The organism is Rathayibacter sp. AY1E8, assembly GCF_002931415.1.
Lineage (GTDB): Bacteria > Actinomycetota > Actinomycetes > Actinomycetales > Microbacteriaceae > Rathayibacter.
Genome location: NZ_PSVI01000072.1, coordinates 1 through 14,139 on the forward strand (window position 1 = coordinate 1; position 14,139 = coordinate 14,139).

The window sequence follows — 14,139 nt, forward strand, 5'->3', positions numbered from 1 at the left end:
CCTGACCGCGCTGCGGCGCACCGCGGTCGGCCCCTTCTCCGTGGCGCAGGCCGGCGAGATCGACGAGCTCGACGTCCCCGCCGCGCTCCTGCCGCCGACTCCGAGGGACGCGCCCAGGTCGCGGGCGAGCGCGCGGATGTAGGTGCCGGAGGAGCAGGTGACGCGCACGTCCAGGTCGAGGAACCCCTCGACCGGGCGGCTCGCCAGGACGGCGAACTCCGAGACGGTCACGGGGCGGGAGGCGAGCACGACCTCCTCGCCGTCGCGGGCGCGGGCGTAGGCGCGGCGGCCGTCCACCTTGATCGCGCTGACCGTGCTCGGGACCTGCTCGATCGCTCCGGTGAGGGCCGCGATCGCGTCGGACACCGACTCCGGGGCGAGGGCCGCGACGAGGGCGGGCTCCGCCGAGGCGAGCACCTCGCCCTCCTGGTCGTCGGTGGTGGTGGAGGAGCCCAGCCGGATCGTCGCCTCGTACTGCTTGTCGAGGCCGACGAGGTAGGTGAGCAGGCGCGTCGAGGGGCCGAGACCGAGGATCATCAGCCCGGTCGCCATCGGATCGAGCGTCCCCGCGTGGCCGACCTTGCGGGTCCCCGCGCGGCGGCGGGTCCGCGAGACGAGGTCGTGGCTGGTGATGCCGCCGGGCTTGTCCAGCAGGAGGATCCCGTTCGGAGCCGGGGCGGGGGTCTCGAGCACGGGTGCGAGGATACACGGACGGATCGGGAGTACCCCCGGGGTGGAGCCGGAGCCCTCGCCCGCCCGTCCTAGGCTGTCCGGATGAGGATCGCAGTACTCGGAGCAGGCGCCGTCGGCGGCACCATCGCCGCCCTTCTCGACCGCGCCGGGCACGACGTCGAGGTCACCGCCCGAGGCGACCACCTCACCGCGATCCGCCGGTCGGGGATCCGGCTCGACGGGGCGTGGGGCGAGCACACCGCCTGGGTCCGCTGCGGCGAGTCCCTCGACCTCGTGCCCGATCTCGCCTTCGTCTGCACGAAAGCGCAGGACGCCGAGGACGCGCTGCGCACCAACCGCCGCACGGTCGACGGCACTCTCGTCGTCGTCGTCCAGAACGGACTGGACGGACTCACCGCGGCGGCCCGGCAGGTGCGCGACGCCCGGCTCGTGGGTGCTCTCGCCCTCTTCGCCGCGAGCCACCTCGAACCCGGCCGCGTCACCGTCACGGCTCCTGCCACGACCACGCTCGGCGTCCCCGGCCGCCCGGCCGACGACGACGTGCGCCGTGCCGCCGCCGTGCTCGGCGAGGCGGTCCCCACCGCCGTCACCGACGACTTCACCGGAGCGCAGTGGACGAAGCTGCTGATCAACGAGGTCAACGCCCTGCCCGCGATCACCGGGCTCTCGGTCCAGGAGACGATCGTCGATCCGGGGCTGCGGCGCGTCCTCGCCCGGTCGATGCGCGAGGCCGCCCGGACGGGCCTCGCGTCGGGCGTCCGCTTCGGCTCGCTGCAGGGACTCTCGAACGCGTCCGTCCGCGCCCTGGCCGCCGCTCCCCTGCCCCTGGTCGAGCTGCTCCCCCGCCGGATGGCCGCGCGGATGGGCGAGGTGCCGAACCCCGGGTCGACGCTGCAGAGCGTCCGCCGCGGAGTGCCGAGCGAGATCGACCACCTGGCCGGGGCCGTGGTCCGCACCGCTCACCGCGGCGGGCGCGAGGCACCGGTCAACCAGCTGCTGGTCGACCTGGTGCACGAGGTCGAGCGGGCGGGCGCCTTCGTGCCGCCGGCTGAGGTCGTGCGCCGCGCCGCCCTGGTCTGAGCCCGCGGCCCTGTCGGACCGACGCCGCCCGCGGCGGCGGCCTCCGTCCCGAGGCTCAGCAGGAGTCGGCGAAGAGGCGCCGGGGCTGCTCCGGATCGCGGATGTCGACGAGGATCCCCGCCAGCCGGCGCGGATCCGTCGTGGCGCGGTACGCCGCGTCCACCGGCGGCTCCTGCGTGTCGAGGCGGATGCTGGTGCTCCACGCGTCGCGCAGCTCCGGCCGGAGGGCGAACTCGCCGTCGACGAGCAGCACCGCGTCGCGGCCGGCGGTCCGCCAGCGCGCCTGCCGCGCCTCGTCGCGCACCGCGTCGAAGCCCGCGAGCACGAACCCGGTGCTGCCGCCGAGGGTGAACGGATCGAGCAGCACGCGGCGCAGGAGCTCGTAGTCGTACCCGGCCGCGTAGGAGCGCTGCTCCTCGGGCACGGCGGGGTCGTCCCGATCGGCGCGGGGACGTCGGAAGTCGGTGAGGTGCGCGACGATCGCGTCCTTGCCGGCCCGGCGGAGCGCCTCCGCGAGGTCGAGCGCGAACGCCGCGCTCACCGCGGGGTCGTCGCCGTCGATCCCGACCTTGACCCGTCCGCGCCCGTAGTTGTGCAGCACCTCCGCCGCGAGAGCGTCGAGCACATCGGCCTTCTGCGGAGCCCACCTGGTCATCCGCCCACGATACGCGCCGCCGCCTAGTGTGGGCTGATGCCCTCCGACCCTCTCGCCGACGCGATCACCGCCTGGTTCCGCGCGAGCGCCCGCGACCTGCCGTGGCGCCGAGAGGGGTTCCCCGCCTGGGGCACGCTCGTCAGCGAGTTCATGCTGCAGCAGACCCCGGTGGTCCGCGTCGTCCCGCGTCTGGCGGAGTGGCTGGAGCGCTGGCCGACACCCTCCGCGCTCGCCGCCGTCCCGCCCGGCGAGGCGGTGCGCGCCTGGCAGTCCCTGGGCTACCCGCGGCGGGCCCTGCGCCTGCACGCCTGCGCCGTGGCGATCGCCGAGGAGCACGGCGACGTGGTCCCCGACGACGTCGAGACCCTCCTCGCGCTGCCCGGCATCGGCGACTACACCGCCCGCGCCATCGCCGTGTTCGCCTACGGGAGGCGGCACCCCGTGGTCGACACCAACGTCCGCCGGGTCCTCGCGCGCGCGGTCGACGGAGCGGCGGAGCCCGGTCCGCCCCGCGCGAGGGCCGACCTCGCCGCGATGTCGGCGCTGCTGCCCGAGTCGCTCTCCGAGGCGGCGGCCTTCAACGCGGGCGCGATGGAGCTGGGGGCGGTCGTCTGCACCGCCCGCGCTCCGCGCTGCGACGAGTGCCCGATCCGCGACCTCTGCCGCTGGCGGGCGGAGGGGTACCCCGAGCACACCGGGCCCGTGAAGGCGAAGCAGAAGCGGTTCGAGGGCTCGGACCGCCAGGTCCGCGGCCTCATCCTCGCCGAGCTGCGCGCCGCGCACGGCCCGGTCACCGCGGCCGAGGTGGAGTCTCTCTGGCCGGACGCCGACCAGCGCGGTCGCGCCCTGGCCGGGCTCCTCGCCGACGGCCTGGCGACGGGCGGCCCGGAGGACGGCTACCTCCTCCCCGGCTCCTGAGGGCCCGTCGACCGCCGTCCGCGTCGGAGGAGGCGGGTAGGGTCGGCGCCGTGACCGGTCGCCGCCTCCGCCTCCCCCGCCCCGACGCCGCCGTCGAGCGCGCCCTCGACGTCGACCTCGCCCAGGACGTCCAGCGCGCCCTCGCCGCGGTCCGCGTCGAGAACGACATGCCCGGCCCGTTCCCGCCGGCCGCGCTGGCCGGGGCCGAGCACGCGGACGCCGGAGCGGACGACGAGGACCGCGTCGACCGGACGGACCTCCCCTTCGTGACGATCGACCCGCCCGGCTCGCTCGACCTGGACCAGGCCCTCCACCTGGAGCGCACGTCGGAGGGCGTCGTCCTCCGCTACGCCATCGCGGACGTTCCCGCGGTCGTCCGCACCGGCGGGGCGCTCGACGCCGAGACGCGCCGCCGCGGCCAGACCTACTACCTCCCGGACGGCCGCGTCCCGCTGCACCCCGCGGTCCTCTCCGAGGGGACCGCGTCGCTCCTGCCGGACGAGACGCGCCGAGCGCTGGTCTGGACGCTGACCCTCGACGAGCGGGCGGAGCCGCGCTCGGTGCACCTCGAGCGGGCGCTCGTCCGCAGCGTGGCCCGGCTCGACTACGAGGGCGTGCAGCGCAGCGTCGACGCGGGCGATCCGCACCCCTCCCTCGCCCTCCTCCCCTGGTTCGGACGCGAGCGCCTGGCGCGCGAGGCCGAGCGCGGAGGAGCGAGCCTGACGCTGCCCGAGGAGGAGATCGTCGCCGCCGACGGCGGCTACCGGGTCGAGCGCCGCGCTCCCCTGGCCGTCGAGGGCTGGAACGCCCAGGTCTCGCTGCTGACCGGTATGGTGGCGGCGACGATGATGCTCGACGCGGGGGTGGGCATCCTCCGGACCATGCCCGAGGCCGACCCCGCCACCGTCGCGGCCTTCCGCTCCCGAGCCGCGGCGCTCGGCGTCCCGTGGCCCGAGGAGGAGGCCTACGGCGCCTACCTGCGCCGCCTCGACACCGACGACCCCGCCCAGCTCGCCATCATGTACGCCGCGGCGAGCCTGTTCCGCGGCGCCGGCTACACCGCCTTCGACGGCGCCCCGCCGGAGCATCCCGCGCAGGCGGCCCTCGCCGCGCCGTACGCGCACGTCACCGCGCCGCTGCGGCGCCTGGTCGACCGGTTCGGCCTCGCCGTCTGCCTCGCGGTGTCCCGGGGCGGAACGATCCCGTCGCAGCTGCGCGAGGCGCTGCCCCTGCTCCCGCCGCTCCTCGCCGCGAGCGACCGCCGGGCCGGAGCCGCCTCCCGTGCGGCGACCGCGATCGTCGAGGCCGCCGTCCTCCGCGGCCGCGAAGGAGCCTCCTTCAGCGGGATCGTCGTCTCCTCGGCGCGCACCCGCTCCTCGGTCCAGCTGCTCGACCCGGAGATCACCGTCGACGTCCCGGCCCCGCTCACGCCGGGAGCCCGTGTCGTCGTCGTCCTGGAATCGGTCGACGTCGCCACGGGCTCCGCGGTGTTCGGGCTCGGCGCCTAGTCCTCGTCGTCCTCGCGGGGCTTCACATAGGGGTCGGCCTCGCCGGCGTAGTCCGCCTGAGCGGCGAGCGACTGCACCTGCGAGTCCTGGCTGCGCGCGGCGGCGAGCAGGTCCTCGATGTGCTTCGCGTTCTCGGGCACCGCGTCGAGGATGAACTCGAGCGACGGCGTGAGCCGGGACGTGATGTTCCTGCCCACCTCGGTGCGGAGCATTCCGGTGGCGGCCTTGAGGGCCGCGGCCGAATCGGCGCGCTCCTCGTCGGTGCCGTAGACCGTGTAGAACACCGAGGCGTGCTGCAGGTCGCCGGTCACCTGGACATCGGTGATGGTGACGAAGCCGAGGCGCGGGTCGCGGAGACCGCGCTCGAGCCGCTTCGCGACGATCACCTGGATACGTTCGGCGAGCTTCCTCGCCCGGGCCGGATCTGCCATGGCTGGTCCTCACATCTCTCTCGGCGAACCGTTCAGCTCGCCATTCAACCACTCTCCGCCCGGACGACCGGTCGCGTCCGAGGGGGCCTTGCTTCTGGGGCGTGATGCCCCTCGACCGCGCGTCATCGACGGCGCGGGTGGGGTGCCTTCTCGCGGCTCCCTGATCCTCGGGGACCGGATGGGGAGGGAAGGCTCAGGTGCCGGATCGGGAGCCGGACGTCGTCCGCAGGCGCGCTGCTCGCGAGCTGCTCGTTCAGCGGGCGCACCCACCGAGACAGGAGCGCCTGATCGGGGTCGGTCTCCCGCACCCGGGGGTGCGGAAGCGCACGCTGGAGGGTGCGCACCTCCGGGACACGGGCGGCCCCCGATTCCTCCCGCAGGGCGCGAGAGGACGAGAGTCCCCTCCCGATCCCGCACGAACAGCGCCGTGAGACGCCGGAAGGCCCGGGCGGACCCGGGCCTTCCAGTGGAGCGGATCAGCCTCGCGGCTTCTCCTTCATCTCGATCGTCTCGATCTCGTCGCCGATCTGGATGTCGTTGTACTTTCCGAGTCCGATACCGGCCTCGTAGTCCGTACGGACCTCCGTGACGTCGTCCTTGAAGCGACGCAGCGACTCGATGGCCAGGTTGTCCCCGACCACGACGCCGTCACGGATGACGCGCGCCTTCGAGTTGCGGGTGATCGTGCCGGAGCGGACGATGACACCCGCGATGTTGCCGAACTTGGAGGAGCGGAACACCTCGCGGATCTCGGCGACACCGGACTGGACCTCCTCGAACTCGGGCTTGAGCATGCCCGTGAGCGAGTTCTCGACCTCTTCGATCGCGTTGTAGATGACCGAGTAGAAGCGGATGTCCACTCCTTCTCGAGCAGCGCGCTCGCGGGCCTTCGGGTCGGGGCGGACGTTGAAGCCCACGATGATCGCGTTGTCGATCGTCGCGAGGTTGACGTCCGACTCCGTGATCGCACCGACACCGCGGTGGATGATGCGCAGCTGCACCGAGTCGTCGACCTCGATCTTGACGAGCGACTCCTCCAGCGCCTCGACGGCACCGGACACGTCGCCCTTGATGATGAGGTTGAGCGACTCGACCTTGCCCTCCTCGAGAGCACGGGTGAAGTCCTCGAGCGAGATGCGCTTGCGGGCCTTGGCCAGCAGGGCGTTGCGCTGAGCGGCTTCGCGCTTCTCGGCGATCTGACGGGCCGTGCGGTCCTCCTCGGTGACGAGGAAGGTGTCGCCGGCGCGGGGCACGGACGAGAGTCCCTGCACCTGCACCGGACGCGACGGCACGGCTTCGAGGACGGCGTTGCCGTTCTCGTCCGCCATCGCACGGACGCGGCCGTAGGCCGTTCCGGCGACGATGGCGTCTCCGACGCGCAGCGTTCCCGACTGGATGAGCACGGTCGCGACCGCACCGCGTCCCTTGTCGAGCTTCGCCTCGATCGCGACTCCGCGCGCCTCCTTGTTGGGGTTGGCGCGCAGGTCGAGACCGGCGTCCGCGGTGAGCAGCACGGCGTCCAGGAGGTCCTGGATGCCGGTGCCCGCGCGAGCCGACACGTCGACGAACATGACGTCTCCGCCGTACTCCTCGGCGACGAGCCCGAACTCGGTGAGCTGCTGGCGCACCTTGGCCGGGTTGGCGTCGGGCTTGTCCACCTTGTTCACCGCGACCACGATCGGCACGTTGGCCGCCTGGGCGTGGTTCAGCGCCTCGATGGTCTGCGGCATGATGCCGTCGTCCGCCGCGACCACGAGGATCGCGATGTCCGTGACCTGGGCACCGCGGGCTCGCATGGCGGTGAACGCCTCGTGACCCGGGGTGTCGATGAAGGTGATCGGGCGCTCGATGCCCTCGTGCTCCGCGACGACCTGGTACGCACCGATGTGCTGCGTGATGCCGCCCGCCTCGCCGGCGACGACGTTGGCGTTGCGGATCGCGTCGAGCAGGCGCGTCTTTCCGTGGTCGACGTGACCCATGACGGTGACGACGGGGGGACGGATCTCGAGGTCCTCGTCCGTCTCGTCGTCGAGCTCCTGCTCGAGGTCGAGACCGAAGCCCTCGAGGAGCTCCTTGTCCTCGTCCTCGGGCGAGACGACCTGGATCTTGAAGCCGAGCTCGGAGCCGAGCACCTCGAAGGTGGCCTCGTCGAGCGACTCGGTGGCCGTCGCCATCTCGCCGAGGGCGAAGAGGACGGTGACCAGGTTGCCGGGGGGCACCGGCACGCCGGTCATGGCCTCGATCTTGTCGGCGAAGTCCGAGATCGACGCGCCGCGGCGCAGACGGATGACCGTCCTGCCGTCGCCGCGGGGGACGCTGACGCCGCCGAGCGACGGGGCCTCCCTGAGCTCGAACTCCTGACGCTTCGTGCGCTTGGACTTCCGGGCCTTGCTCTTGCCGCCACCGCGGCCGAAGGCTCCTGCGGTTCCACCGCCGGGGCCGCGACCGCGACCGCCGCCGCCACCGGGACGCGGGGCGAAGCCGCCACCGGCACCGGGAGCGCCGCCGGGGCGCTGGAAGCCGCCGCCGGCCGGACGACCGGCACCGCCGGGACGTCCTGCTCCGCCGCCGGGTCCGCCGGGACGCTGGCCGAAGCCGGCGGGGCGCTGGCCCATGCCGGGTCCGCCGGGTCGGGGCGCGCCGGGGCGCGGAGCAGCGGGGCGGGGGATGTTGCCCGGGGTCGGACGCGATCCCATGCCCTGCGAGCTGGCGAAGGGGTTGTTGCCGGGGCGCGGGGCGGCGGGACGCTGTCCCATGCCCTGGTTGCTCGCGAACGGGTTGTTGCCCGGGCGCGGGGTGCCGCCGGGGCGGTTGGAGCCGCCCGAGGCGCCGCCGGGGCGCGGGGTGTTCGCGGCGGGAGCCGGACGCGGGGTCACGGGCTTGGGTCCGCCGGGGGTCGCGCCGGACGCCGGCTTCTCGGCGGCGGCCGGAGCCGCGGGGGCCTCGGTCGGAGCCGGAGCGGCGGCCTCGGCGGGCGCGTCCTTGGCTGCCTGAGCGCGCTGAGCTGCCGCGGCCTCCTGGGCGGCCTGAGCCTGGGCCTGGCGCTCGGCGACCGACATCGGCGGTGCCGGCGCCGGAGCGGGCGGCTTGGCCGGTCCGGGCGTGGGCGCGGACGGACGCGCGCCGGAGGGGCGCGGGGCCCCGGGACGGGCGCCGGCGGCGGGGGCGGCCGGGCTCGCCGACGCTCCCGCGGAGGAACCGCCCTGGCCCTGGAGGGCCTGGCGGAGCTTGCGCGCCACCGGGGGTTCGATGCTCGAGGACGGGCCCTTGACGAACTCGCCGAGCTCCTTCAACTTCGCAAGTGCGACCTTGCTATCGACACCCAGTTCGGATGCGATCTCGTGTACGCGTGGTTTTGCCACTTCTCTCCTGTCTTGGGCCTGCACCCAAGACGGGGGCAGGCGTCACGAACGGACGGGTCTCATTTCGAGCCGCTCATCAGTCTTCGCTCATGATCAGTTCACGGGCCGTTCTGCCTGTTCTCTATGGTGTGATCGTGCGCTGCTCCGGCCCCTCCGGTCGAGGGGCCGAGCCGGTCGGATCGTGCGATGTACTGCTCCAGCTCGCTCGCGTCCACGCTCTCGCGTGTCCGGAACGCTCTTCCGAACGCGCGGCGCTTGACCGCGAGCTCGTAGCAGTCGGCTGTGTCGTGGAGCCACGCTCCCCGACCAGGACGGACGGCACGCGGGTCTACCGCGAGGACGTTCGAGTGGAGGACCAGCCTCAGAAGAGAGGCCCGGGGGGCGCGCAGACGGCAGCCGACGCACGTTCTGACGGCTTCCACTCTACTCCCTCCCCTCCGGGACCGCTCCCCCGCACGGCCGATGCTCGGGGATCACTCCCCGTCCATCACCGAATCGGGCTGGATGTCGATCTTCGCGCCGGTCAGCTTGGCGGCGAGGCGGGCGTTCTGGCCCTCCTTGCCGATGGCGAGCGAGAGCTGGTAGTCGGGGACGAGCGCGCGGACGGCCTTGAGGCTCTGGTCGATCACGAACGCGCTGGTCACCTTGGCGGGCGAGAGCGCGCTGGCGACGAAGGTCGGCAGGTCGGAGGAGTAGTCGACGATGTCGATCTTCTCGTTGTTGAGCTCGGCGGTCACCGCGCGCACGCGCTGGCCGAGCTCGCCGATGCAGGCGCCCTTGGCGTTCACGCCGGGCTCGGTCGCGCGCACCGCGATCTTGGTGCGGTGGCCCGCCTCGCGGGCGAGGGAGACGATCTCCACCACGCCGGACGCGATCTCGGGGACCTCGAGGGCGAACAGCTTGCGCACCAGCGACGGGTGGGTGCGGGACACCTGGACCGACGGGCCCTTGGGTCCGCGGCCGACGCTCGTGACGTAGACGCGGATGCGGCGTCCGTGGCTGTAGTCCTCGCCGGGCACCTGCTCCTCGGGCGAGAGGATCGCCTCGATGGAGCCGAGGTCGACGTGGATCATCCGCGGGTTGGGGCCCTGCTGGATGACGCCGGCGACGATGTCGCCCTCGCGGCCCTTGAACTCGCCGAGCACGTGCTCGTCGGCGATGTCGCGCAGGCGCTGGTTGATGACCTGCTTCGCGGCGAAGGCGGCGATGCGGCCGAAGTCGCGCGGGGAGTCCTCGGCCTCGCCCACGACGGCGCCCTCCTCGTCGAGCTCGGGCACGAAGACCGAGACGTGACCGGTCTTGCGGTCGAGGTGCACTCGCGCTTCGACGGCGGTGGCCTTGTCGGCGTCGTCGGCCTGGCCGATGTGCTTGAGGTAGGCGGTCAGGATCGCCTGCTCGATGATCTGCACGAGTTCCTCGAAGGGGATCTCGCGCTCGCGCTCCATGAGTCGTAGAACGCTCAGGTCGATGTCCACGGGCGGGCCTTTCTCTCTATTCACTTGGATGCCGCGGTGGTGACCGCGGTTCGCCTGCCGGGCTCTCACCCGGATCAGCCCTCAAGGGTACCCGACGCGGCCCGGGGTTCCACCCGCGGATCCTGCCGACGCACGGAGGGCCCCGACTGCCGCGGGAAGCGGTGGCGGGGCCCTCGGCGTGTCGGGTCTAGGCGCCCAGCCGGGCGAGCGCCTCGGCGACCGGGAGCTGCTCGCGCTCGCCGGACCGGCGGTCCCACAGCTCGACGATCCCGTCGGCCGCTCCTCGGCCCGCGATGACGATCACGGGCACCCCGATCAGCTCGGCGTCGCCGAACTTGACGCCGGGCGAGACCTTCGGGCGGTCGTCGATCAGCACGTCGCGGCCGGCGGCCTCGAGGGAGGCGCCGATCGACTCGGCGAGCTCGAGAGCCGCCGCGTCCTTGCCGGTCGCGATGACGTGCACGTCGAACGGCGCGACGTTCGCGGGCCAGAGCAGTCCTCGGTCGTCGTGGGTGGCCTCGGCGATGATGGCGAGGATGCGGGTCACGCCGATGCCGTAGGAGCCCATCGTGACGGTGACGAGCTTCCCGTTCTCGTCGAGCACCTTCAGCCCGAGGACGTCGGCGTACTTGCGGCCGAGCTGGAAGACGTGGCCGATCTCCATGCCGCGGGCGGTCTCGATCGGGCCCGAGCCGTCGGGCGCCTCGTCGCCGGTGCGGACGTCCGCGACCTCGACGGTGGCGTCGCCGTGGAAGTCGCGGCCGGCGACCAGGTCGAGGACGTGCTGCCCGGAGACGTTGGCCCCGGTGATCCAGGCGGTGCCGTCGACCACGCGCGGGTCGAGCAGGTAGCGGACGCCGGTCGCCGACTCCTCGCCCAGGACGGCTCCCTCGGCCGACCACGGGCCGATGTAGCCCTTGACCAGTCCGGGGTGCTTCGCGAAGTCCTCCGCGGTGGCGGCCTCGACCTCGGCCGGGGCGAAGGCCACTTCGGCGCGCTTGAGGTCGACGTCGCGGTCGCCGGGCAGGCCGATGATCACGAGCTCGCGGGTGCCGTCGAGCGCGGTGAGCGCGAGGACGACGTTCTTCAGGGTGTCGGCGGCGGTCCAGGCGCGGCCGTCGGGGCGGGGCTGCGTCGCGTTCGCCAGGTCGACCAGGGTCTGGATGGTCGGGGTGTCGGGCGAGTCGAAGACGCGCGCCTCGGGCAGGCCCTCGACGGGCAGCGCCGCGGGGACAGGCGTGCGGTACGCCTCGACGTTCGCCGCGTACCCTCCCGCCGACCGGACGAAGGTGTCCTCGCCGACGGGGGTGGGGTGCAGGAACTCCTCGCTCCGGGAGCCGCCCATCGCTCCGGCGTCGGCCTGCACGATCACGTACTCCAGGCCCAGGCGGGCGAAGATCCGCTCGTAGGCGTCGCGCTGGCGCTGGTAGCTCGCGTCGAGGCCGGCGTCGGTGTAGTCGAAGGAGTACGCGTCCTTCATCGTGAACTCGCGGCCGCGCAGGAGGCCCGCGCGGGGCCGCGCCTCGTCCCGGTACTTGTCCTGGATCTGGTAGATCGACAGGGGCAGGTCCTTGTAGGAGGAGTAGAGGTCCTTCACGAGCAGCGTGAAGAACTCCTCGTGCGTGGGAGCCAGCATGTAGTCGGCGTCCTTGCGGTCCTTCAGGCGGAACACGCCGTCGCCGTACTCGGTCCAGCGGCCCGAGAGCTCGTAGGGCTCGCGGGGCAGGAGCGCGGGGAAGTGCACCTCCTGGGCGCCGACCGCCTCCATCTCCTCGTGGATGATCCGCTCGATGCGGCGCTTGACGCGCAGGCCCAGCGGCAGCCAGGCGAAGACGCCGGGCGCCTGACGGCGGATGTAGCCCGCGCGGACGAGGAGGCGGTGGCCCGCGACCTCGGCGTCGGCGGGATCCTCCCGGAGCGTGCGGACGAACAGATGCGAGAGACGGGTGACCACGAGGGACGATCCTATCCGCTGCGCTCCCCCGGCTCGCGAGGGCGCCGGGAGCCTCAGTCGGGGATCCGCGAGAAGACGACCGCTCCGCCCGTGCCGTCCAGCAGCACGTCGTCGGGGGTGCCGCCGATCGTCATCGGGCCGGAGAGGAGCGCCCGGAGCCGGATGGCCTCGGGGCTCGGCGTGTCGGAGCAGGTGTCGGAGCCGGTCACCTCGTCGCCCGGGATCAGCACGCCGTCGTCGATCCGGTAGGCGGCGCTGACCACGAGGCAGCCGGTGCCGACGACCAGGGTCGGCGCACCCCCGACGCTCTCGGAGCGGAGGCGGACGCGGGCGTCCTCGACCCAGGCCGTGTACGGGGTCTCCCCTTCGGCCGCGGTCAGCACCCAGCGGTCGCAGCCGAAGGGGTCCTGCGGGGTGCGGCTGTCGATGCACTCGCCGGCCTCGGAGGACGGGCCGCTGCGGAGCGCGGCGACACCGGAGGCGAGGAGCGCGGCGGCGACGACCACGAGCGCGAGGCGCAGTGCGGGGCGGACCACGTCGATCCGCCCCGCGCCGTCAGTTGGCGCCGACGGTGACGACCGGGGCTCCGGTCGAGGTGTCGTCGGCCGGCATCTCGGCGGCCAGGCGGTTGGCCTCCTCGATGAGGGTCTGGACGATCTCGGCCTCGGGGACGGTCTTGATGACCTCGCCCTTGACGAAGATCTGGCCCTTGCCGTTGCCGGAGGCGACGCCCAGGTCGGCCTCGCGGGCCTCGCCGGGTCCGTTGACGACGCAGCCCATCACGGCGACGCGCAGCGGGACGCTCATGCCCTCGAGGCCGGCGGTGACGTCGTTGGCGAGCGTGTAGACGTCGACCTGCGCGCGGCCGCAGCTGGGGCAGGAGACGATCTCGAGCTTGCGCTCGCGGAGGTTCAGCGACTGGAGGATCTGCAGGCCGACCTTGACCTCCTGCGCGGGCGGGGCCGAGAGGGACACGCGGATGGTGTCGCCGATGCCCTCGCCGAGGAGGATGCCGAAGGCGGTGGCGGACTTGATGGTCCCCTGGAACTCGGGGCCGGCCTCGGTGACGCCGAGGTGGAGGGGCCAGTCACCGCGCTCGGCGAGCTGGCGGTAGGCCTTCACCATGACGACGGGGTCGTTGTGCTTGACCGAGATCTTGAAGTCGTGGAAGTCGTGCTCCTCGAAGAGGCTGGCCTCCCAGACGGCGCTCTCGACGAGGGCCTCGGGGGTGGGCTTGCCGTACTTCTGCAGGATGCTCGGCTCGAGCGAGCCGGCGTTGACGCCGATGCGGATCGAGACGCCGGCGGCCTTCGCGGCGGCGGCGATCTTGCCGACCTGGTCGTCGAACTTGCGGATGTTGCCGGGGTTCACGCGGACCGCGGCGCAGCCGGCGTCGATCGCGGCGTAGACGTAGTTGGGCTGGAAGTGGATGTCGGCGATGACCGGGATCTGGCTCTTCTTGGCGATGATCGGCAGCGCCTCCGCGTCGTCGCGGCTCGGCACCGCGACGCGGACGATGTCGCAGCCGGACGCGGTGAGCTCGGCGATCTGCTGGAGGGTCGCGTTGATGTTCGTCGTCGGTGTGGTGCACATCGACTGGACGCTGACCTGCGCGTCACCGCCCACGAGCACCTTGCCCACCTTGATCTGGCGGGACTTGCGGCGGGGGGCGAGGGTCATGGGGACCTTGGGAAGACCCAGATTCACTGCTGGCACGCGCCCCATCGTACGCGCGCCGCGGTACCCCTCGTCCGCTCGCCGCACCTTCCCAGCCGCCGCCCCTCCTGCGCGCCTCGGAACCCGTCCACCGCACCTGCTCTCAGCCCGAGACCGCACGACGATCCGCGGTCGCCTCGCTCCCGAGCCGAACCGCCGATCCCGTCCCAGCGATTCACCTCAGACGGTCGCAGCCCCGAGGCGAACGGGTGAATCGCATCCCAGCGTTTCGCCCCAGCCGTCCGCACCCCGCTCACCTACGTCGTCGTCCTCGTCCTCGGCGGCATGAGCGCCCTCCTCATCTACGCCGACATCGTCAAGCCGATCACGCTGTTCTGAGTTGGATT

The 14,139-nt window shown here is 73.0% G+C and carries 12 protein-coding genes; 3 read left to right on the plus strand and 9 right to left on the minus strand.

The features are described 5' to 3' along the window. A partial coding sequence (gene truB, locus C5C74_RS15460) for a tRNA pseudouridine(55) synthase TruB (RefSeq protein ID WP_104274444.1) occupies positions 1–693 on the minus strand: 693 nt, incomplete at its 3' end. Between the two features lie 81 nt (positions 694–774). Between truB and C5C74_RS15465 the strand changes: the two genes are divergently transcribed. Next, positions 775–1,773, plus strand: coding sequence for a ketopantoate reductase family protein (locus C5C74_RS15465; protein ID WP_104268493.1), 999 nt, complete (start codon positions 775–777; stop codon positions 1,771–1,773). A gap of 55 nt (positions 1,774–1,828) precedes the next feature. Here C5C74_RS15465 and C5C74_RS17930 read toward each other — a convergent pair whose 3' ends face one another. After that, a complete protein-coding gene (locus tag C5C74_RS17930) occupies positions 1,829–2,428 on the minus strand; it encodes a hypothetical protein (RefSeq protein WP_258064210.1) in 600 nt (199 codons plus the stop codon). A gap of 36 nt (positions 2,429–2,464) precedes the next feature. Between C5C74_RS17930 and C5C74_RS15475 the strand changes: the two genes are divergently transcribed. Further along, on the plus strand, positions 2,465–3,346 hold the full coding sequence (locus tag C5C74_RS15475) for an A/G-specific adenine glycosylase (RefSeq protein ID WP_104268492.1): 882 nt from the start codon (positions 2,465–2,467) through the stop codon (positions 3,344–3,346). A 50-nt stretch (positions 3,347–3,396) separates the two neighbouring features. After that, positions 3,397–4,854 (plus strand): ribonuclease catalytic domain-containing protein, encoded by a 1,458-nt coding sequence (locus C5C74_RS15480; protein ID WP_258064211.1) that lies wholly within the window; start codon positions 3,397–3,399, stop codon positions 4,852–4,854. On the opposite strand, the gene rbfA is transcribed toward C5C74_RS15480, so the two are convergent. From rbfA to ispG, 7 genes are all read right to left on the minus strand, one after another. After that, positions 4,851–5,285 (minus strand): 30S ribosome-binding factor RbfA, encoded by a 435-nt coding sequence (gene rbfA, locus C5C74_RS15485; protein ID WP_104223052.1) that lies wholly within the window; start codon positions 5,283–5,285, stop codon positions 4,851–4,853. The genes C5C74_RS15480 and rbfA overlap by 4 nt on opposite strands. A 476-nt stretch (positions 5,286–5,761) precedes the next feature. Next, complete coding sequence (infB, locus tag C5C74_RS15490; RefSeq protein WP_104351849.1) at positions 5,762–8,647, minus strand: translation initiation factor IF-2; 2,886 nt, start codon at positions 8,645–8,647, stop codon at positions 5,762–5,764. A 98-nt stretch (positions 8,648–8,745) separates the two neighbouring features. Beyond that, positions 8,746–9,069: a YlxR family protein gene (locus tag C5C74_RS15495; protein WP_104225593.1), complete on the minus strand. Its 324-nt coding sequence runs from the start codon at positions 9,067–9,069 to the stop codon at positions 8,746–8,748. A gap of 51 nt (positions 9,070–9,120) precedes the next feature. Beyond that, entirely contained in the window at positions 9,121–10,122 is a 1,002-nt protein-coding gene (gene nusA, locus C5C74_RS15500) for a transcription termination factor NusA (RefSeq protein WP_104351850.1), read from the minus strand. A gap of 187 nt (positions 10,123–10,309) precedes the next feature. Further along, positions 10,310–12,076 (minus strand): proline--tRNA ligase, encoded by a 1,767-nt coding sequence (locus C5C74_RS15505; protein ID WP_104351851.1) that lies wholly within the window; start codon positions 12,074–12,076, stop codon positions 10,310–10,312. A gap of 53 nt (positions 12,077–12,129) precedes the next feature. Beyond that, positions 12,130–12,612: a hypothetical protein gene (locus C5C74_RS15510; RefSeq protein ID WP_104333014.1), complete on the minus strand. Its 483-nt coding sequence runs from the start codon at positions 12,610–12,612 to the stop codon at positions 12,130–12,132. Between the two features lie 19 nt (positions 12,613–12,631). Next, a complete protein-coding gene (gene ispG / locus C5C74_RS15515) occupies positions 12,632–13,792 on the minus strand; it encodes a flavodoxin-dependent (E)-4-hydroxy-3-methylbut-2-enyl-diphosphate synthase (RefSeq protein ID WP_173244694.1) in 1,161 nt (386 codons plus the stop codon). Positions 13,793–14,139 lie beyond the last annotated feature (347 nt).

Coding starts and splice junctions, on each gene's coding strand:
- C5C74_RS15475 (WP_104268492.1), top strand. CDS start 2,465: ATGCCCTCCGACCCTCTCGCCGACGCGATCACCGCCTGGTTCCGCGCG.
- C5C74_RS17930 (WP_258064210.1), bottom strand. CDS start 2,428: ATGACCAGGTGGGCTCCGCAGAAGGCCGATGTGCTCGACGCTCTCGCG.
- rbfA (WP_104223052.1), bottom strand. CDS start 5,285: ATGGCAGATCCGGCCCGGGCGAGGAAGCTCGCCGAACGTATCCAGGTG.
- C5C74_RS15465 (WP_104268493.1), top strand. CDS start 775: ATGAGGATCGCAGTACTCGGAGCAGGCGCCGTCGGCGGCACCATCGCC.